Origin of the sequence: Caballeronia sp. INML3B, from assembly GCF_023631305.1 — a bacterium.
GTDB lineage: Bacteria > Pseudomonadota > Gammaproteobacteria > Burkholderiales > Burkholderiaceae > Caballeronia > Caballeronia turbans.
Genome location: NZ_JALQDI010000048.1, coordinates 98,163 through 117,171 on the forward strand (window position 1 = coordinate 98,163; position 19,009 = coordinate 117,171).

At 61.5% G+C, this 19,009-nt stretch carries 15 protein-coding genes and 1 pseudogene; 9 read left to right on the forward strand and 7 right to left on the reverse strand.

Annotation, left to right across the window (positions count from 1 at the left end; all coding sequences use genetic code 11):
• Positions 1-101: 101 nt before the first annotated feature.
• Both NCS58_RS22180 and NCS58_RS22185 read left to right on the forward strand, forming a co-directional pair.
• Positions 102-1,841: an ABC transporter substrate-binding protein gene (locus NCS58_RS22180; RefSeq protein ID WP_061119029.1), complete on the forward strand. Its 1,740-nt coding sequence runs from the start codon at positions 102-104 to the stop codon at positions 1,839-1,841.
• A 411-nt stretch (positions 1,842-2,252) separates the two neighbouring features.
• Positions 2,253-2,888: an NAD(P)-dependent oxidoreductase gene (locus NCS58_RS22185; RefSeq protein ID WP_250477568.1), complete on the forward strand. Its 636-nt coding sequence runs from the start codon at positions 2,253-2,255 to the stop codon at positions 2,886-2,888.
• 377 nt (positions 2,889-3,265) lie between these two features.
• Here NCS58_RS22185 and NCS58_RS22190 read toward each other — a convergent pair whose 3' ends face one another.
• From NCS58_RS22190 to NCS58_RS22200, 3 genes are all read right to left on the reverse strand, one after another.
• Positions 3,266-4,450, reverse strand: coding sequence for a right-handed parallel beta-helix repeat-containing protein (locus tag NCS58_RS22190; protein ID WP_061119028.1), 1,185 nt, complete (start codon positions 4,448-4,450; stop codon positions 3,266-3,268).
• A 514-nt stretch (positions 4,451-4,964) separates the two neighbouring features.
• Positions 4,965-8,036 carry a transglycosylase domain-containing protein gene (locus NCS58_RS22195; RefSeq protein WP_250477569.1) on the reverse strand — a complete coding sequence of 1,024 codons (3,072 nt, stop codon included), beginning with the start codon at positions 8,034-8,036 and terminating at the stop codon, positions 4,965-4,967.
• Positions 8,037-8,687: 651 nt separating this feature from the next.
• Positions 8,688-9,143 carry a DUF2934 domain-containing protein gene (locus NCS58_RS22200; RefSeq protein WP_061119027.1) on the reverse strand — a complete coding sequence of 152 codons (456 nt, stop codon included), beginning with the start codon at positions 9,141-9,143 and terminating at the stop codon, positions 8,688-8,690.
• Between the two features lie 1,005 nt (positions 9,144-10,148).
• Between NCS58_RS22200 and NCS58_RS22205 the strand changes: the two genes are divergently transcribed.
• The 4 genes from NCS58_RS22205 to NCS58_RS22220 all read left to right on the forward strand — a co-directional run bounded on the left by NCS58_RS22205 (position 10,149) and on the right by NCS58_RS22220 (position 12,196).
• Positions 10,149-10,325, forward strand: a complete 177-nt coding sequence (locus tag NCS58_RS22205; RefSeq protein WP_250477653.1) for a hypothetical protein — start codon at positions 10,149-10,151, stop codon at positions 10,323-10,325.
• 142 nt (positions 10,326-10,467) lie between these two features.
• The gene (locus tag NCS58_RS22210; RefSeq protein ID WP_061119025.1) at positions 10,468-11,043 is read left to right on the forward strand and encodes an HdeD family acid-resistance protein; all 576 of its coding nucleotides are present in this window, start codon (positions 10,468-10,470) and stop codon (positions 11,041-11,043) included.
• Positions 11,044-11,095: 52 nt separating this feature from the next.
• Positions 11,096-11,518 carry a PRC-barrel domain-containing protein gene (locus NCS58_RS22215; RefSeq protein WP_250477570.1) on the forward strand — a complete coding sequence of 141 codons (423 nt, stop codon included), beginning with the start codon at positions 11,096-11,098 and terminating at the stop codon, positions 11,516-11,518.
• A gap of 78 nt (positions 11,519-11,596) precedes the next feature.
• Positions 11,597-12,196 (forward strand): Hsp20/alpha crystallin family protein, encoded by a 600-nt coding sequence (locus tag NCS58_RS22220; protein ID WP_061119024.1) that lies wholly within the window; start codon positions 11,597-11,599, stop codon positions 12,194-12,196.
• A gap of 908 nt (positions 12,197-13,104) precedes the next feature.
• Here the strand turns inward: NCS58_RS22220 and NCS58_RS22225 are convergent.
• From NCS58_RS22225 to NCS58_RS22240, 4 genes and pseudogenes are all read right to left on the reverse strand, one after another.
• Complete coding sequence (locus NCS58_RS22225) at positions 13,105-13,461, reverse strand: host attachment protein (protein WP_061119091.1); 357 nt, start codon at positions 13,459-13,461, stop codon at positions 13,105-13,107.
• Positions 13,462-13,545: 84 nt separating this feature from the next.
• Complete coding sequence (locus NCS58_RS22230) at positions 13,546-14,760, reverse strand: alkene reductase (RefSeq protein ID WP_250477571.1); 1,215 nt, start codon at positions 14,758-14,760, stop codon at positions 13,546-13,548.
• A gap of 214 nt (positions 14,761-14,974) precedes the next feature.
• Positions 14,975-15,127, reverse strand: a pseudogene (locus NCS58_RS22235) (Lrp/AsnC family transcriptional regulator); the annotation flags it as partial.
• A 224-nt stretch (positions 15,128-15,351) separates the two neighbouring features.
• A complete protein-coding gene (locus tag NCS58_RS22240; RefSeq protein WP_250477572.1) occupies positions 15,352-15,645 on the reverse strand; it encodes a hypothetical protein in 294 nt (97 codons plus the stop codon).
• A 136-nt stretch (positions 15,646-15,781) separates the two neighbouring features.
• Here NCS58_RS22240 and NCS58_RS22245 point away from each other — a divergent pair, with 136 nt between their 5' ends.
• The 3 genes from NCS58_RS22245 (at position 15,782) to NCS58_RS22255 (ending at position 18,525) form a co-directional block, all read left to right on the forward strand.
• Positions 15,782-16,084 carry a putative quinol monooxygenase gene (locus tag NCS58_RS22245; RefSeq protein WP_061119089.1) on the forward strand — a complete coding sequence of 101 codons (303 nt, stop codon included), beginning with the start codon at positions 15,782-15,784 and terminating at the stop codon, positions 16,082-16,084.
• Between the two features lie 724 nt (positions 16,085-16,808).
• The gene (locus NCS58_RS22250) at positions 16,809-17,483 is read left to right on the forward strand and encodes an SDR family oxidoreductase (protein WP_061119021.1); all 675 of its coding nucleotides are present in this window, start codon (positions 16,809-16,811) and stop codon (positions 17,481-17,483) included.
• Positions 17,484-17,556: 73 nt separating this feature from the next.
• Entirely contained in the window at positions 17,557-18,525 is a 969-nt protein-coding gene (locus NCS58_RS22255; RefSeq protein ID WP_061119020.1) for an LLM class oxidoreductase, read from the forward strand.
• The last annotated feature ends 484 nt before the right edge of the window (positions 18,526-19,009 follow it).

Here is a 19,009-nt window from a genome sequence, read left to right on the forward strand (position 1 = left end):
AAGCCGAAGCATGCAATGAAGACTGGCAACTGCCGGTTCCGCTGATGCCCCCAGCGGGCGCCGACAAGATCGAAGGGGCACGGAAGACACAGGAGAAGACCATGCATCAGAGGAGACGGATCGTCGCGCTGGCAGTGGCAAGCATCGTGTCTGGTGCCTTCGCGAACCAGGCTGTGGCGGGCACGCCTGAGGCGCAGAAATGGGTGGATAGCGAGTTTCAACCGAGCACGCTTTCGAAACAGCAACAGATGGACGAGATGAAATGGTTCATCGACACCGCGGCGAAACTCAAATCGCAAGGCGTCAAGGAAGTGCATGTAGTATCGGAAACGATTGATACGCATACCTACGAATCAAAAACGCTTGCCAACGCGTTTAGTGAAATCACCGGCATTAAGGTGAAGCACGACATCATTCAGGAAGGGGACGTCGTCGAGAAATTGCAGACCTCGATGCAATCCGGGCAAAGCATTTACGACGGCTGGATCTCGGACTCGGACCTGATCGGCACGCACTATCGCTATGGCGTGATCGTTCCGCTATCGGATTACATGGCAGGCGAAGGCAAGGAATATACGAACCCCGGTCTTGACCTGAAAGACTTTATCGGCACGAGTTTTACGACCGCGCCGGACAAAAAGCTTTATCAGCTTCCCGACCAGCAGTTCGCGAACCTTTACTGGTTCCGCGCGGACTGGTTCGCACGCAAGGACTTGCAGGACAAGTTCAAGGCGAAATACGGCTACGATCTCGGCGTTCCGGTCAACTGGTCCGCGTATGAAGACATCGCCGAGTTCTTTACGAACGACGTGAAAACTATCGACGGAGAAAAAGTTTACGGCCATATGGATTACGGCAAGAAAGACCCGTCGCTCGGCTGGCGCTTCACGGACGCATGGCTTTCCATGGCGGGCGCAGCCGACAAGGGCATTCCGAACGGCATGCCCGTCGACGAATGGGGCATTCGCGTGACGCCTGACGGCTGTCATCCGGTAGGCGCGTCGGTGTCGCGCGGCGGTGGCACCAACAGCCCGGCAGCAGTCTACGCGACGACCAAATACATCAACTGGCTCAAGAAATACGCGCCGCCAGAAGCGTCCGGCATGACTTTCAGCGAAGCGGGCCCTGTGCCCGCGCAAGGCCGGATCGCGCAACAGGTGTTCTGGTACACCGCGTTCACGGCGTCGATGCTCAAGCCGGGCAACGTTACGAATGCGGACGGCACGCCGAAGTGGCGCATGGCGCCGTCCCCGCACGGCGCTTACTGGAAGGACGGCATGCAAAACGGCTATCAGGACGTCGGCTCGTGGACGTTCTTCAAGTCGACGCCGCCGAATCAGCGCGCCGCCGCGTGGCTGTACGCGCAGTTCGTGACGTCGAAGAGCGTGTCGCTCAAGAAGTCGATTGTCGGTCTCACGTTCATTCGCGACTCCGACATTCATAGCGACTACTTCACGAAAAACGCGGACAAGTACGGCGGCTTGATCGAGTTCTATCGCAGCCCTGCGCGCGTCGCGTGGACGCCGACCGGCAACAACGTGCCCGACTATCCAAAGATGGCGCAACTCTGGTGGAAGAACGTTGGCACCGCCGTCGCCGGCGAAAAAACTCCGCAGGCTGCAATGGATAACCTCGCGAAGGAAATGGACCAGGTGTTGGCCCGTTTGCAGCGGGCCGGCATGAAGGTTTGCGCGCCGGAGCTGAATGCGCAAAGCGATCCGTCCAAGTGGCTGTCGGACCAACACGCGCCGTGGAAGGCGCTCGCCAACGAAAAGCCGAAGGGCGAAACAGTGAAGTATGAGCAACTGCTGTCGGCGTGGAAGGCGGGCAAGGTGCGGTAAGTCTTCTGACGGGGCTCGGTGCTCTTATGAATGGGCGGCACTTGATGGTGCCGCCTTTTATTATCGCGTCCCGTTGAAGAACTGCATCCGCACCAGCGCGGCGCCCACGTCGAGACGCTGCATGCAGTTGCGATCCGCGCCATCCGGTCGCCGATCACGGTATTGCCTGCCAAGCAGCGACGATTTGCGTCGACGCTAGGTCACCATGTTATGAAGATGCGGACAACATCTGGCCGCAGAACTTATGAAATGTGCTTTCGCAACTTCCGGAAAGATCGAGCCGTCAAGCGCTGAGCGAGGCCTCATGCGTCCAGCATCCTGAAAGGCGGCTCGAGTTCTTCGCCATTAAGCCGCGCAATGGCCCAATCGACTGCGAAGTAGGCCGCCGCGCGGTCAGACGCGAAACGACCGATGCCCGAGCACGCCTTCGCGCTGATGATGGCGTTGCGCCGCAATCTCGTGCCGTATTGGCGTGACATTTACGCCGGAGGCGGGAGCGGCTCGCCCACCTTCTATGCGGAACTGCATCCGGTCGTGGATCTCTACGGCTCGACGCTTGGCATCATCGGGTCGGGGCATGGCGGCAAGCGCATCGGCCAACTCGCCGAGGCGTTCGGCATGCGTGTGCTCTTCGCCGACCGCAAGGGCGCAACTGCGGTCCGTCCCGGCTACTCCGCATTCGACGAGGTGCTGCGCGAGTCCGATGTGATCAGCCTGCATTGTCCTCTCACGGAAGAAACGCGGCATCTTTGCGGGATAGGCGAATTCGAGCGGATGAAGCGTACTGCATCGCTCGTGAACACGGCGCGCGGCGGGATCGTCGACGAAGCTGCGCTCGTCGAGGCGCTCGATCGCAAACTGATCGCCAACGCCGCGTTCGACGTGCTGGAGCAGGAGCCGCCTGCGCCCGATCATCCGCTGCTGCGCAATCCCCGAGCCGACTTGATCGTAACGCCGCACGTCGCATGGCGTACGCAGGTAGCGATGAGCCGGCTGGTGACGCAGTTGGCCGCGGGCATCGAGGAGCACTATGCGCAGGTAACGTAAGACGGAAAAGAGCGGTGGGCGTCGAATCGAACGCGCAACTGCGGCATCTGCGAGACACGTGGCGCATGCCGCCACTCGATCAATTGCCCAGGCCTCGGCTTGAGATTGGAAAACGCCATCCCGATCGACGTATCCCGTCGTCCCGGCGGGCAAGAGCTGAAGGCCTTTTTCTGGCTGCCGACCGATGTGGAGGCCAAGTATGCTGAAGACTTTTCACGACGGCGCCGACCGTATTTACGCCGCCGCTCATCGCAGGCTGCTTGCGCCCCCCGGCGCGCCCAGAACTGACAAACGGCTCACTTCCCGTAGCTGATGAGAGCGGTGAGAGCAATCGCATTGGGGGCGTGAATGACGGCGCAACTTCTCGGGTCGCACACTTAGCCGATGGTCGGGTTCACAACCGAGATGGTCGGGCCTGACGGTATCCAGTCACCCAGGTACCAGTTCTCCTTCCACACCGGATTTGTGCTCGTGATCGATCCCGTCACGATGTAGCCACTCGGCTCCAGGCCGCCGACGCTAAATGGGCCATCGTTCTGGCTGTTGTCGATATGGTTCGAGATGTGAATATCGACGGTCTTGGCGACCGGTCCCGCGAGCGATCCCAGATCGACCTGGATGCCCGGCCCCCCGCAGTCCAGCGTCTTCGGGTTGACGATCCTGATAGCCCGGAACACCGCCGAGTTGTCATTCGGCTCTATGTCGAGCCCCGCTTGAGGCGCTGTGCCAGCTATGTTCTGCCAGATAGGGTTGTTGAAAGTGATGGTGTCGCCCGAAGTGATAGTCACACCCTGGCGACGACAGCCGTCCGCGAGATGGTTGTTTATCGTGACGGACTTGCTCGTCACGCCGTCCGCGACGTAGCTGTTGGCGATGTATATGCCGTCACCCCAGCAGTCGATGGTTGTCGGCGAGGTAATCGTGACGTTCGAGCTGCCGGCGATCGAGATGCCCATGCCCCACTCGCCCGACGTGGCCGCATTAAGCGACTTGCTGCCGTCGAGGTACGGCGACTCGATTTTCACGTCGCTCACATCCCAGATGCGCAGCATCTGATACCAGTCAGTATTGTGAGCGAGCATCTTGATCGAAGCGCCCTGCGCAAACCGTATGTGGGTGTTCGAGCGCAGCGTGAGGCCCGTGCTGTCTATCCGGCTTTGCCCGGTGATCAGCAGAATCTGTCCGACTGACCCGTCGATCGCGGCTTGCAGCGCAACGCGGTCGTTCGTGATCCCGTCGCCTTTCACGCCGAAGGACGCGTCAAGCAAGACGCCGTTCAAACTGGCGTTGCTCGCGCTCTGCGAGCTGGTGCCGGAGCCCGTGCCCGGACCGGTCTCGTTCGCGCTCTGAGGACTAGCGGCCGGGCTCGGACTGACGTTGCTCGTGCCCTGCGAGCCGGCGGTCGTGCTCGGGCTTGTGTTGTTTGACGAGCTCGCCGCAGTCGACGAATTCGACCCGCCACCACCACATGCAGTTAGCGCGAGCGAGCCGGCGCCCAGGACGAGCGTCGAAAGGAATCTGCGACGCATCGAGCTGGGAATATCGTAACGTGTCGAGGCCATGAAAAATTCCCCCGCATGGCGAATGCGCGACTCGCTAGGGTTCAATTGATTTGCGCTTCAGAAGGTAAGGCGACAGGCGACGAGGAAATGTCTGGCCGCTTATTTGGTTTACGGCGCGAAACTCGAAGTCCTTAGGAATGCAAGTTCACGACAAGGTATCGCGCGTCTGAAAGTCATCCTGTCGAGGATGAGGCGTCTGGTGCATGAATCTGTTAGCTCGAACACGGCGCTGCTTGCCTTGCTGATTCAGCGCGAGCGTGTGCGCAGCTTCGTGCCTGTCGATTTGAAATGAACGATCGGGACGGTCCGCGCAATCCGGCATCGCTGGATCCCGCAGGCGCCGGATTGCAGGTTCAGGGGATGCCGCGCGTGTATCACGCGAGCACGCAGGATCGACATCGTCGGATGATCGCCCGTTCGCATTGGGCCAGGGCGCAATTCACGCCATACCGGACCCTCGGAAAACACCACTTCCGGCAAGCGGCATCTGCGCCTGGCATCCTGACGCGCGCTTCTACCGGGATTCCGGTTTCGCTTCGCCGGCGGCTCCAGCCGCCTGTCCGTCGGCCAGTAGAGGCTGCAGCGCCGGCCCGAGCGACTTCAGCAACTGCACGGCGAGCGCGCTTGTGAAGTCGTAATGCGCGGCGTAAGGCTCGCGGACGTAGGCCGTGATCGTGCCGAAGAAGCGCTCGCCGATCACGAAGACGAACGTGGCCGTCCTGTTCACCTTGCGCGATTCGATGAGACGCCGGCCGCGGGCATACACGTTGAAGCGCTGGTCGCCGGTGCCCGTCTTGCCGGAGACGTCGAGTGCGCGGCCATCGGGCAATGTCAGGCCATCGGCGAGACGCTTCGCCGTGCCGCCCTCGACCACGTCGCGCAGGAGCCGTTGAACCACCGTTGCGATCTCGGGCGCGAGCAACGGCTTCGCCGGCGCGCTCACCTGGGTGAACCGGGTCTCAAACGGTGTATCTTTCGCGAATTCGAGCGTCGAGATGCGCTGCGTGGCGAGACCCTGGCCACCGTTCTCCACGATACCGACCAGTTGCGCGAGCGCCTCCGGACGGTCGCCCGAAGCCCCGATCGCGGTAGCAAAGGAAGGCGTAACCGATGAGAACGGGTAGCCGAGCGCGCGCCACGCTTTCGTGATCTGCGCATACGCCTGCAACTCGACCATGCGCTTGATGCGTCTGTCCTGCGTCGCGTGATAGCGTGTCTTGAAGAGCCATGAATAGGCGGTGGCGCGCGCATCGCGGCTCGCCTCCTGCAAGTCAGTCAGCGTCGCAAGCGGATGCGATCGCAGATAGTTCAGCGTCCACAGTTCAAGCGGATGCACGCTCGCGATATACCCGCGATCGTTGAGATTGAACTTGTCGACGCCGTATTTGACGTAGAGCTTCGCCAGGTCCTCGTCCGTGATCGACGCGGACGGCGTGCCGCGCAGCGCCGCGCGCATGCGGACATCGAACCACGCCTGCGGCTCGTCGGGTGCGACGCTTCTCAACACCGTTGCGAGCTTCGGCGGCGACTTGCGCACGTCGCGCAACAGCAGCGCAAGAGCCTCGTCTGCAGTCCGGAGCCGGTATCTGGTGTAGAAGCGGTTCATGTACACGCGGCTCTCCGCGTCGGCGAAACGGGTCAGGTAGGCGTGACGCACCACCGGATCGTTGAGCCAGTCCGACGACGGCCCCGCCGCCTCGACCATTTCGTAATGGACGATATCGCGCATCAGGCGCACGAACACGAGATTCACTGAATGCTGGAACGCGCTCTCCACGGTGAGCACGCGCGAGTTGTCGGTCGCCTCGAAGTTGGAGAAGGCCTGTGCGCCGCCACCGGTGTAGAAAGTCTCGCCGGCGCCCGCGGAATACTTGCGCGCGACGGCAGCATCGAGCATCGCGGGGAGCGAGCGGTCCGGGGTCTTCGCGAGATAGTCGAGCGCCCAGCGCGTCAGGACATCCTGGCGGTCGGGCGTCACGACTCGCAACTGCGCTGCGCTCATCGCCCCATAGCGCGCGTGCAGCGCCGCGACGATCTGCAGGTAGGTGATAACCGTGCGCATCTTGGCTGTCGAGCCCAGGTTGAGTCGCCCGCTGCGGCTGATGTCGAAAGGTTCGTTGACGCTGTCGGTCTGCACGCGCACGAGGTTCGAGCCGCCTTTGCGCTCCATCAGCGTGAAGCTGTACGAGATGTTCGAAGGATTATCGCGGGGCCGCAGCATGTGATAGCCGAATAGCCCGGCATCCGCCGCGCCATCGCGGGTGGCCGCGCTCGCGAGCCGCTCGCTCACGGCCCGCTGCACCGCGTCGTCGAGCGTGGCGGTGACGCTGAGGTCGAGACGGTCGAGATCGTAGAGGCTGGAAACGCCCAGCATCGTAAGCAGGTTCGAGCGCAGCGCGGTCACGCCCTTACGCGCGACGAACGACACCGCCGCGCGACGATGCGGCGCCGGATTCAGTTCGAGCGGCACGGCAAGCGCCGTGTCGCGCAGCGCCGGGGCGATAATGCCGTTCGCCCCGAGCAGGCGCAGGTAGCTGTCGGTACGGCGCTCGAGCTCCGGGCTGCCCGGGCGCAGAAAGCGCGATGGCGCGCGCTGCGCAATCATCAGCGATAGCGCCTGTTTGAACGCGAGCGCCTGCGCATCGAGCATGTCGGCCGAAACTGGTGCGTTAAGGATGCGGTTGTATTCGTCGAAGTCGCGTCCGTACCACGCGGCCATGCCGTCTGGAAGCCCGTTGATCTCGCCGATGCCCGGCCGCGCCGCAAGCGGCACTGAGTTCAGATAGCGCACGACGAGCTGGCGGCGCGCGGGCATCGTCTGCGGGCCCTCGAGATACGCACGCACGGAAGCCGATGCGATCTGGCGGAGCTTCTCCGGCGGCGACGCCGTGCGTCCGCCCGACGAGTGGCGGAACTTCTCGATCTGGGTCGCCAGCGTGCTGCCGCCCGGTTGCGGGGCATGCTTGTCGACGACTCGCAGGCCCTGGTCGAAGAGTGCGCGGCCCAAGCGTCCCCAGTCGATTGCCGGATTGCGGTTGGGCAGGCTGTTGTCGAGCAGGCTGCGATCCTCGATGAACAGCAGTGCATTGACGATGACCGGCGGAATGGACTCGAAGCTCTCGTAGGCGAGACCGGGACTCGAAGCGCTGTAAAGCGGGTTGCCGCGCGAATCGAGCAGTGCAAGCCCGGCGCGGTCCTTCTCTTCATAGGGAACGAAAAGGCCCCGATCGGCCATTGACAGCATGGCTGCCGAGCCGCGCGCCTGCGCGGTGACGGCAAACCCGCGCGCAAGGAGCCGCTCCTCGAACGACGGCAGCAACGCATAGCCGAGCCGCACATCATAGGGTCCGGCGGACGCCCGCGGAACGCTGGCGCTGGGTCCCTCGCCGACAGAAAAGCCGATCTCGCGCCCCAACTCCGACAAGTAACGGGCCTGCCGAAGCGAGGTCTGCATTTCGATCTGCGTCATGCGCACCGCCACCGCGCAAATGATCACGCTCGCGATGGCGAAAAACCATGCGATCCAGCGCCTGGCAGGCCTGACGCGCGACGCGCGCAAGAGTTCATCATCCAGCGGCCGGCTCATGACGCCTTCTCCCGTGCGCACGACGTCTTTGTTCTACATCAACGAGTGTAGTGCAGGAAATGCAGACCGCTCAGACAGGAATCTGCACGGAAGCTCTGGGCTCAATGTCGGGCGCCACGCGAGGCAGTGTTTGGCGCTCCAAAGCACTGACGCTCCACTGAACACGCCGTTATCGGTCCTCCTTTGAAAAAGGCTCGTGCTTTCACATGGCAGGTACGTAGGACGCTGCCCACTTCAATATTTTCTTCCGTTATCTGCCCAAGTAAAAAGCATGTATCTGACGCTCGAGAAGTTTTGATGAAATGAAAAGCAATTCTCTCCTCCAAATTGTCGCGCCACAGGCCAGTGCAGGATTCCAGATTGCAGTCGAAATACGTTGATGTCGTCGAGTGGCTCGAAGGCGAGCAATGCCTGGCGCGCAGAGATCGAGATTTGATGGGATCCATCGACCCGTGCGCATGCACTGCGACGCAGCACGCTAAAGAGGCGTCGGCGCTGGCATTCTTCAGTTGGCGGGCTGCCGGCCGCACGAGTAACTCCCAGCTACGTCCGTTTTGTTCGACCCTCAGCTGGGCTGCACTGACCGACCTGAAGATCACACTGCTAGGCGGTTATTTCGCCGTACGGCCCGGACAACCGGGCGCGCGGCACTCACTGAGCCTGGAAATCCACAAGCCGACGCCAATATTCATCTTGCCGCCCCTCGGGACTTCCTTCTTGCTGCCACAAAACGTAGGCCCGCTCCCGAAGATGCTGGTCAAGAGCGCGATGCCAATACTCTTGCGCATACCCTTCAGGGCGCCCGTCCTTCTCCCAGAGCAAATACGCGCGTTCCCGAACCGCCTGTTCTAAACCGAGCTTCGTCTCTGAGTTTTTCTCCAGGTCATCGCCGTAGGGAGCCATCTGCCCGCCCCGACTAATATGCATCCTGGCCGTCAGGGTGCCGAGTTCAGCATCGGGGACAAGCCGGCCGTGGGCGGCTGCTTCGAGCGCCTTGGCTTGGTATTCCGAGTCGTGCGCGGCGTTGCCCGAATCACTTAGGGTAATCGGGTACGTGTGCAGCACCGTGCCGCTGCGGTCTACTACGTCAACCAATCGATCATTCATGACTGCCTTCCTGGTGTTTGTCCGTTTGATGTAAAGGTTCGGACTGGTTCGCCGGGTCGTTTTCGATCCCGACCGTATCGGTGTTGCGGTTATCGTGCCTTTGAGCACACGTGCCCGGTCGAAGAAAAGACGGCTGAGCCAGCAGGGCCAAGCAGCCCGTCCATCGGGACTTGCCGGCGATTTGCCCAAGATTCAGTGACCCCGCCATAGCGCAGCGGTTTCTGGCTCCTTGCGCGTCGACTACTTCCGAGATTAGTGCCGCCTTTGAAAAGTCACGAAAACATGTCAGCGGCGGCCGAATATCGATTTTTCGAACTTCCAGTCAGGCCTGCGTGTGCGTTTCGCCGTCGACTGAAAGATAATTTCCTAGGCATCGACATGTGCCCGGAAACATGTGCGATGCCTGACGGCATCGCAACTGCGGCCCGCATTCGAGAAAATCGAGAGCCACGATCAGATGGTCATACTGTTTGCAGGAAATCGCTACTTTTGCGCCGTCGATCTGCCTGACCCAACAATGAGATTGCCGAGCCGCGCCTGACGAGCCAGTTGGTAGACAGTCTCATTTCCGAAAAGGATGGTATCTCGGAAGCCAATCGCATCACTACCTCTGACGACCGACCGACAAAGTGAGGGCCGTTGCTCACTGTACACCCTATCCACCGCATAAAAGCGGTTTATTAGGTCCCCCTATTGGATGCGCGGTTTCAAGGGGTCGAGCGGCCCGAAACGGGCACTGCCGGCCTCGACGCGAACCATATGTCACGGATCGCCGTATAGGAGCCAATTGGTGATCGGCGCATAGGCGCCAGCGGAGGGTCGGCGTATAGGCGCCACCTGTGCCATGTGGCAGAACGCGGTTCGAACTCTCCCAACTGGGCACGCTTCGCTCTTTTCTGAGAAGCGCCCAGGGCCAACCGGAGGTTCGAATTGTTTGAGTACCGCCAAGTCCTTGTCCGTATGCGGCAAGGCGATTCCGACCGCGACATAGCGCGCGCCGGGCTCATGGGCCGCAAGAAGCTCACTCCGACACTCGAACCCTTTCGCGACCAGATCAGTAGCTGGAGCAAGCCCTCGTTCACCGGCTGCCCGCAACGTCACTGGGCAATGCCGGACCCATATCGATTCGCCTTGCGCATCACCGCCTACGATCTGTCGATGCGCTTTCGACTGGATCGGTGAGCGACCGACAAACGCAGAAGTCCGACACCTTTGGGCAGGAACTCGAAAGAAGAGCGCGCCTGGCGAACGTAGGCTTGACTAAACAAAAACTGCACGCGCTGTATTAGCCGGATACCGGCGATCCGGCTGAGGAACCCAACCGATGGACGAACTGCTCGGACGCGCATGGTGGATGCTCGCGCTGCGGGGCGCCGCGGGAATCCTTTTTGGCCTCCTTGCGCTCTTCTGGCCTGGTCTCACGCTGCTGCTTCTCGTCGCGATGTTCGCGGCGTATGCACTCATCGGAGGCGTCGCGGCGGTCAGCGCGGCGATAGGACATCGTTCGATCCGCACCGACTGGTGGATTCCCTTGCTGCTCGGCCTGTGCGCGATCGCTTCGGGCCTGATCGCCGTCGCGGCGCCGGGCGTCACGGCGCTCGTCTTGATCACCGTGATGGGCGCGAACGCCATTGTCACCGGAGTGCTCGACCTCATCGCCTGGGTTCGGCTGAAAAGGCACGGCCGCACGCAGTGGCTGCTGTTGTGCGTCGGTAGCCTGTCGGTCCTGTTCGGCATCTTCGTGGTGGCCTTCCCGGGTGCTGGAGCCGTTGCCCTCGTCTGGATGATCGGCACGTACGCCATCGTGACCGGCGCGCTTCTGTTCGTCCTGGGCCTCGGCGCACGGAATTGGCGCAGCGCTGTCCTTCGCGACAAGCAAAACACGCCGCAGCACTCATGAGCGCATCCTGCGCCCGGCGTACACGTATCCGTTGCGCGTTTTGGAGAACGCCATGATGACTAACCTCGCATCGGCCGCAAGGCTGTCGACATTTATCCTGGCGCTATCCGCTGGTGGCTTTGTGGCCAGCGGCGCGACCGCGCAGGATGCGCCCATCGCCGGCAAGGCGACGCTCGGAGTGACCGTCACCGAAGCGCAATTGGTCGCAACAGGCTGGCGCGCATCGAAGATGATCCACACTGATGTCTACAACGAAAAGAACGAAAAGATCGGCCGCGTCGACGACCTGATTGTCGCGCCCGATGGCTCGCTCTCGGCCGCGATTATCGACGTCGGCGGCTTTCTCGGGATGGCGGCGCACCGAGTCGCCATCCCCATTCAGCAGTTCAAGCAGATAGCGCCGAAGGCAATCCTGGTCGGCGCTAACAAGGATGCGCTGAAAAAGCTGCCGGAATTCGAATATGCAAAGGGCTGACGTCGGCCGCGAGCGCCAAGGCAGGAGTCACTGAAGATTCGGGCCGCTCTGACGGCTCATCGGACAAGGAGCATAGCGATGCTATTGGACCTCGATAAGTGGAACCCCTTCCGCTTCCTGCGCAAGAGCCCGGAGGAAAAGGCCGCGGGCGCGAAGCTGAACACCCCGCCCTCGCAGCAAGCCCCCGCGCCGTCGACCTCGGATGCGGGCGCGTCCACATGGCCAGCATCGTTCGATGCGGCGCGTTGGCCGCTGCCCGATCCCCTGCATCTTCTCACCGACCTGATACGCGATCCGTTCGGCGGGATGGGACCGATCGGCAACTGGTTCGGCGACTTCAGCCCCAGCCGCTTTCAGCCGCGCCTCGATGTGGTCGACGACGGCGACGCGCTTCGCATCGTGGCCGAGTTGCCAGGACTGTCGCGCGAGGACGTGGAGCTCGAAGTCGTTGAGGACATGCTGGTGCTGACCGGCGAGAAGCGCATCGAATCGAAGGGCGACGAGAAGGGCTGCTACCGGGTGGAGCGGGCGTTCGGACAGTTCCAGCGCGTGATTCCGCTACCCTCCGGCGTCGATCTAGAACGCGCCGAAGCGAATTTCGAGAACGGCGTGCTCACCGTGCGGGTGCCCAAAGCGGCGAATGAACCCGCCGCGAAGCGGCGCCTCGAGATCAAGTAGCGCGGTGCGCACACGGCGACATCGGAAACAGCTCGTCAGCTTCCATGGCCCTCGACGATATCCCGCATGAAGCCGTCAAAGATGGAAAGCGGCCGCGGTAGTGTCCGCACGAAAAGACAAAGCCGCAAATGTACCCACGGCTGGCGAAGCTTGACGCAGTCCACGCAATAGTCGATGGGCGTGTGGAGAATGCGGGCTCGCCTGGATGCGTGCAACCAGGGGTCATGATCGTACTCCTCGGACAGGTGCGCGCACGTGCGGATCAAGGTTGCGCTTACGCTCACACGCTATTCAGATAGCGATGCACCAGCGCCACAGCCCTTGCGCCCTCGCCGACTTCGCAGCTGGCGACGTACGTCACGGATCGATCAAGCGTGTTGCGTCGGCAGGACGCACCGTCATGGCTACAGCCTCAATCCTCGACGAGAACGGGCATGCAACGTCGCTCGGCAAGCTCGGCCTGTTCGCGAACAAGGACGGCGCGCTCGCATTTGCCGTTCGGTGTACAACCGCTTTCATCGACGGCGATGACATGCGCTGCCACCTTTTCAACTGTCTTCGCAGCGAGGCGCGCCGGCTTTCCGCCGTCTCGCCGGGACCCGGGCTACGCTGCCAACCGATGAACGTCGCTTCACCAACGGCGGGCCGAATACCGTGCAGGGACTTCGGCTCGTTATACCGGCGGGCACGTCAGTTGTGCAGGCCGCGGGCTGTGACGACCTCGGTGTGAATCACTCCATGCTCATAAGTGCGCCATTTGTCGCAGTCATTCCGGAGGGCGCGCAGTTGGCCAGGAACGCCGACAACGATTCCAAGGGGTGGGTCATCGCGCTCAGGAGGTGCGTACTTGGACAAGCCTCGCAAGAAGCGTTTGTAGCGGTCCCGAAATGGCATCTGGCAGGTCGCCGTCAATGCCTTTGCAGGTGCGCTTGAATCTCGCGCGCATCGAGGGCCGAGAGATCTTCGTCGATTTGTTCAAAAATCATTTGACGCGTCTCCTCGCTCAGACGCTCGCGCAGCATCCCGAGAAACTTCGGCTCCACGGCAAATCGCAATCGTTGATATCGGTGTTGAAGCCGTCCCTGTTCGACATAGTTGGCGACGGTCTTCGCGAATTTTTCGCGATCCTTCTCGCTGAGCGCCAGTCCACTCGGGACGATATTGACCAGGTCTTCGATTTCCCGCAAATCCAGTTTGAGTCCCGGTGTCTCAAAGAATCGTGCACGGCTGCCGTCGGCAACGACAACCCAGGTAGTGTCAGCCATATGAGCCTCTAAGTGATCGGTGGCCGGCTCGGCGCACATCGCAATCCTTGGGTGACGCATGAGAGCCCGCCGGCCAACGATTGCCTATCTCCAACGTCCGTCGATCACGGACCGTGGGGCCTCCCCACGCTCCTGCGCGAGCGACGGATAGTCGGTATACCCACGCTCGCCGCCTCCGTAGAACGTGGACGGATCCGGCGAATTGAGCGGAGCGCGCGACCGGAAGCGTTCCGGCAGGTCGGGATTAGCGATGAACAGGCGTCCAAACGCAATCAGGTCCGCGTTGCCGTCCTCGAGCCACCTTTCCGCACTGCTGCCGTCGAACCCGCCCGCGACCATCAGCACACCACGATAAGTGCGGCGTATCAGCTCGTTCATGCGTTTCGCGCGCTCCGTGAAGGCGACATCCTCGCCGGTTGCCGCCAGCGCGGGATTGACGATGTGCAGATAAGCCAGCCCGTATCGGTTGAGCTTCTCGATGACGTAAGAGAAGGTCGCCTCGGGATTGTCGTCATGCATGTCGTTGAAGGTGCCGAGAGGCGAGAGCCGTACGCCGACCTTTTCCGGGCCCCACACTTCGCAAACCGTTTCGATCACCTCGAAGAGCAGCTTCGCCCGGCGCTCGCTCGACCCGCCGTATTCGTCCGTGCGGCGGTTCGAGCCGGACAGCAGAAACTGGTCGAGCAGATACCCGTTCGCTCCGTGCACTTCGACGCCGTCCATACCGGCAGCCTTTGCGTTGCGCGCACCCCTGAAGTACTGGCGCACGAGATACGGCATCTCTTCGACCTGCAGCGCGCGAGGCGTGACGCAGGGCGCGACGACACCTTCGCCGCGCTCGTTCTCGATGAACGCCTCCGCTCTTGGCGTGACCGCAGACGGCGCAACGGGAAGCATTTCATCGGGCTGCAACGAGGGGTGCGATATGCGCCCGACGTGCCAGAGCTGCATGAACATCAACCCGCCCGCCTCATGCACGGCGTCCGCCACCAGCCGCCAGCCTTCGACCTGCTCGCGAGTATGAATCCCAGGCGTCCATGCATAGCCCTGCCCTTGCATCGACACCTGCGTCGCCTCGCTGATGATGAGCGCGGACGATGCGCGCTGCGCGTAATAGCAGGCGTTGAGCTGCGACGGTATGTTGCCTGGGCGGCTCGCGCGCGATCGCGTCAGCGGCGCCATTACGACACAATGACGCAGGTTGTGCGGTCCCACCTTTATGGGTTCGAACAGCTTGCGTAGTGCGATTTGCTCGTCGTGCTGCCCGGCTTTTCCCGGCGCGATTTCCGTATCAGGCATATATTTGCTCCTTGCTTTTGACTTGCCCCGAAGAGTGCTGCCATAGATGCATCGAAGCGTCGGCGTCAGATCACATCGGTAGGGATCCCGCTCTCGGCCAGTCTAGCCATCGCCCGCGCGCGCTTCTTTCCGGTTTCTGCTCGGATGTGTCACGATCCTGCGCTCACCCCGGTTCATCGCTCCATTGGGGGGCGGATGCGGCGCTGCCATGCCCTCAGCTAGTCTGCCGCTTTCGAAGATTCACAATCGGGGCGTTCGCCTCGAACTTCGGCCGGTGCGTCGAAAAGAACGTCCGCACATTACGGATGTTCGACGAACTCGCAAAAAGCCGTCCCGGAAATTCATTGCTGGCCGCTATTTCAGCCAGGCCTTCAATGGAAAACAGCTCGACGCTGATTTCGAGCGCGACATCGCGAATGGCTGCGTCCTGAGTGAAACCGACGTCTGAACGTCTGATCGACGGCTCAAGCGAATGACGCTTCTTGGCCGACTGCACTCTGTCACGGAAACTGCCCTGTTCGACTCAGCCTCTTTGTCGTACCCCCAGCGATCTGAGGACTTCCGTGTCGGTGTCCACGATTGCGGACAGCATCAAACCGCGAACACGCGAGAGAGCAGCAGACCGATCTCGCCTTGGCGCATGAGGTGCAGCAGCGTGGCGAAGCCGTCCATTGCGGGGGTCATCGACACGACCGCTGCGATACGTCGGTCTTGGGCCGCGACCACGACGCAGTGGCCGGCAGAGTATGACGTCCCCACAGCGCCAGGCGCGATGTGGCTGCAGCAAAGGCAGCCCGTTGCCCGCAAGCCCTTCCATTCGTCGAGAAACACGAACGCGACCCCGAGCGGGTTGATAATGCCGATCAATACGGTGAAGCCCGCCAAGGATGTTCAAATCAGACTGTGTATCAGGAGACTCTTCGCTATATGCTGGTGCGACGGCGCTTCCGATCAATACACCATCGGCGACGGTTTGGAATTCCCGTCGATACCCGCAAACGGCATCAACAAGGAGGCAGGCATGGTCAAGACCGCGTTGTTCGTCCGGCTCGAAGCGAAGCCGGGCAAGGAGCAGGAAGTCGAAAGCTTCCTGATGGGCGGACTGCCGCTCGTCGAGCAGGAACCCGCGACGATCGCGTGGTTCGGGCTGAAAATCGCGCCGTCGGTGTACGGCATCTTCGATGCGTTCCCCGACGATGCCGGACGCCAGGCGCACCTCTCCGGCAAGGTAGCCGAGGCGCTGATGGCGAAGGCGCCCGATCTCTTCGCCAAACCGCCGGAAATCATGAACATCGATGTACTCGCGGCGAAGCTGCCGTCGTAGCCGCGCCGGGCTCGAGTGCCGGACTTGCTGCCGTCGCACGCATGAACACCCTGCCCGTCGAAAACTGCATAACGCCTGCGCAGCTTCGTGCGCGTACGATGCGCGCGAGAACACAACCTCAAGAACGTGAATGTCGATATCCCGCGCGACGCGCTCGTCTGATTTACCGGCGTGTCAGGCGCGGGAAGTCGTCGCTCGCATCGGCACGCTCGACGCGGAGGCGCAGCGGCGCTATTTCGAGTCGTCGCGCCTTACGAAGCGTCCTGCGGGACGGGCGTCATCCCAGTTCCTTGCGTTGACACTGCCGTTCCACGGTCGCGGAGTCGTCATGTTTATTCGCAAGGAAGGTGGATGAACTGAAAGCAGCATTGCGCAATAACTGCGCAGGCGAAGGGAAGAAATGCACGTGGGCACGCGTTACGATGGATCGATTCGTGTGGCGCTGGCGCAGTCCCCTTGCGCGGCTCAGTCTATCAACGAACCGATAAGGAGCAACGATCAGAACCGACGCAAACCTCGAGCGGTACCCGGAGTAGGAACTGAAGTGGGTTCCGGACATATCGCTTCCTCTCGGCCTTGCGCCTTTGCGTCCAACTGCGCACGAAACCAGACAACGTAACCCTGCCGTCCTTGACCGCGATTCCGGTAGCTGATGGCCGTCGGGAACGGGTCAGCACACCGACAGCTCGTGCATCCCGCCGAGATGTGTTCTTAGAGTGACACGATGAGCATTGCATTAATTGGCGCCACCGGCCGCACCGGCCGCTTAGTGGCAGAAAAATTGCACCGTGCGGGCACGCCGTTTCGTGCCTTGCTACGCGACGAGGCGCAGCGGGCCCATTTCGAAGGCCTCGGCGCGAGTCCCGTGATCGTCGACCTGACGCAGGACTTTTGCGCGGCGCTCGCGGGGGTACATACGGTTATCTTTGCCGCTGGATCCGCTGAAACTGAGGGCGCCGAGCAGGAGCGTCAGATCGACCGGGACGCGATCATCAAGGCGGTGACTTGTGCAAAACAGTATGGTGCGGACCGCTTCATCGTCGTCAGCACCTTGCTGGCCTACGCCCCCGAACGCGCCCCGGATGCACTTAAGCATTACGCCCAGATGAAGCGTGCATCGGACGACTATCTAATCCGCAGTGGACTCGATTATCTTGTGCTGCGTCCCGGCACACTGACCATGGAGCCGGGCACCGGGACGATTGAGATCACCACCGACGCGCAGTCCGCTCGCGCCTCCGTTTCGCGCGAAGATGTTGCCGACGTCGTGCTCGAAACGCTCAGAGTGGGCCTTGTCAACACGATCGTCGGATTTGCCGGTGGCAGCGAACCGATTGGCGACGCGGTGGCCGCGCTCCGTTCGCGTTGCGCGCCGCGACGGAGAGAATCGGCGAGCTAACGCCACCAGAGCAGGATCGCAGGCGTTTGTTCAGCCCCTCGGAAATCTATATCCGGAAATAGGTAGGAGAAGCATGTTTACTCCGAGTTCCATTCCCTATCAGCAACAACCTGCCTTTCAGCGCACCTACCGCCAAGGCCGCCTGAGCCTAGGTCTTTTCTTTCCCCTAGAGGCCTTTACCGGCGATGCACCGACTATGCTCGACCAAGTAAGCCTGGCCCAACGTGCCGAGAAGCTGGGTTTCTCGGCCCTCTGGTTTCGCGACGTGCCGTTACGCGATCCCACCTTCGGTGATTCGGGCCAGGTCTTCGATCCCTGGGTCTACCTGGGTTTCATGGCGGCACACACTCGCTCGATCGCGTTGGGTACCGCGTCGGTCATCCTGCCAATCCGCAATCCCCTACACACCGCCAAGGCTGCAACTAGCGTCGATCAGCTCAGTGGTGGCCGCCTGTTACTCGGCGTGGCTTCCGGTGACCGTCCAGTAGAGTTTCCAGCATTCGGTGTCGACCCGGAGCAGCGCGGCAGCCTGTTCCGCGAATACCTCGAGGTATTTCGCGAGGTTCAGCTCAAGAGCTTCGTGCCTTTGACCTGGTCCGGCGGCAAGCTCGAGGGGGCAGATCTGATTCCCAAGCCGACTACGGCTGAAATTCCTTTCTTCGTCACCGGCCATAGCCGCCAGACGCTGGAGTGGATTGCCCGCTGCAGTCATGGCTGGATCAGCTATCCGCGTGCACCGAAGACCCAGCAGCTGATTGTCGAGCGCTGGCGCACGGCGGTTCGTGCCGAATGCGGTGAACTGTTCAAACCCTTTACCCAGTCGCTATACATCGACCTGACAGATAACCCGCAGACACCACCACGGTCGATCCATCTGGGCTATCAACTGGGACGATCTCACTTGATCGCGCTGCTGCACACCTTGCAGGAGGTCGGCGTCAACCATGTGATCATCAATTTGAAATACGGCCAACGCGCCGCAGGTGACGTCATTGAGGAGCTTGGTCAGTTCGTTCTACCTGACTTCGTCATGTCAACATGAGCCGGCATGGTGCTGGATGGCGACGAGCCGCGCTCGCTATCGGGTCGCCTGAGCTTCGCCGGGGTTTATATTCGCGGCTGAGACCGACCAGAAAGCATGGTCGCCATCGGTCGCAAAGGGTTGATGCTCCCGAGTGACTGACGCGCCGAACCCTGGCCGACGGCGGACACCGGCGCTTCGGCCATTGCCAACGTTCGACGTGTTTCGCTTCTACGTCAGCGATATGGCGGGCTGCAGACATGGGCCGTCTTGAGACGGAGACCGCGCCCCCGAGTTCGTCCGAACTCACACCCACGACCCAAACCCGTCGGTCGTTCGATAAAGTACCGAGGCGCTCTTTTCCGAGCGGTGCAGTCATTCGCCTGCCTCCGCCGACGTCTGAGCAAAAAAAAATTTGTTCGCTGTTCGTAAGCGACTCGGCACAACCGTTTCCCACTGCTGAATATTTCGACGCATGATGGGCGCGTTCAGCTTGACGGAGACA

Excerpts from the sequence above, each read along its gene's own strand:
- NCS58_RS22245 (WP_061119089.1), top strand. The coding sequence starts at position 15,782 with ATGGTCAAGACCGCGTTGTTCGTCCGGCTCGAAGCGAAGCCGGGCAAG.
- NCS58_RS22185 (WP_250477568.1), top strand. The coding sequence starts at position 2,253 with ATGCCCGAGCACGCCTTCGCGCTGATGATGGCGTTGCGCCGCAATCTC.
- NCS58_RS22215 (WP_250477570.1), top strand. The coding sequence starts at position 11,096 with ATGATGACTAACCTCGCATCGGCCGCAAGGCTGTCGACATTTATCCTG.
- NCS58_RS22180 (WP_061119029.1), top strand. The coding sequence starts at position 102 with ATGCATCAGAGGAGACGGATCGTCGCGCTGGCAGTGGCAAGCATCGTG.
- NCS58_RS22205 (WP_250477653.1), top strand. The coding sequence starts at position 10,149 with ATGGGCCGCAAGAAGCTCACTCCGACACTCGAACCCTTTCGCGACCAG.
- NCS58_RS22190 (WP_061119028.1), bottom strand. The coding sequence starts at position 4,450 with ATGGCCTCGACACGTTACGATATTCCCAGCTCGATGCGTCGCAGATTC.
- NCS58_RS22255 (WP_061119020.1), top strand. The coding sequence starts at position 17,557 with ATGTTTACTCCGAGTTCCATTCCCTATCAGCAACAACCTGCCTTTCAG.
- NCS58_RS22225 (WP_061119091.1), bottom strand. The coding sequence starts at position 13,461 with ATGGCTGACACTACCTGGGTTGTCGTTGCCGACGGCAGCCGTGCACGA.
- NCS58_RS22230 (WP_250477571.1), bottom strand. The coding sequence starts at position 14,760 with ATGCCTGATACGGAAATCGCGCCGGGAAAAGCCGGGCAGCACGACGAG.
- NCS58_RS22220 (WP_061119024.1), top strand. The coding sequence starts at position 11,597 with ATGCTATTGGACCTCGATAAGTGGAACCCCTTCCGCTTCCTGCGCAAG.
- NCS58_RS22200 (WP_061119027.1), bottom strand. The coding sequence starts at position 9,143 with ATGAATGATCGATTGGTTGACGTAGTAGACCGCAGCGGCACGGTGCTG.
- NCS58_RS22195 (WP_250477569.1), bottom strand. The coding sequence starts at position 8,036 with ATGAGCCGGCCGCTGGATGATGAACTCTTGCGCGCGTCGCGCGTCAGG.
- NCS58_RS22210 (WP_061119025.1), top strand. The coding sequence starts at position 10,468 with ATGGACGAACTGCTCGGACGCGCATGGTGGATGCTCGCGCTGCGGGGC.
- NCS58_RS22250 (WP_061119021.1), top strand. The coding sequence starts at position 16,809 with ATGAGCATTGCATTAATTGGCGCCACCGGCCGCACCGGCCGCTTAGTG.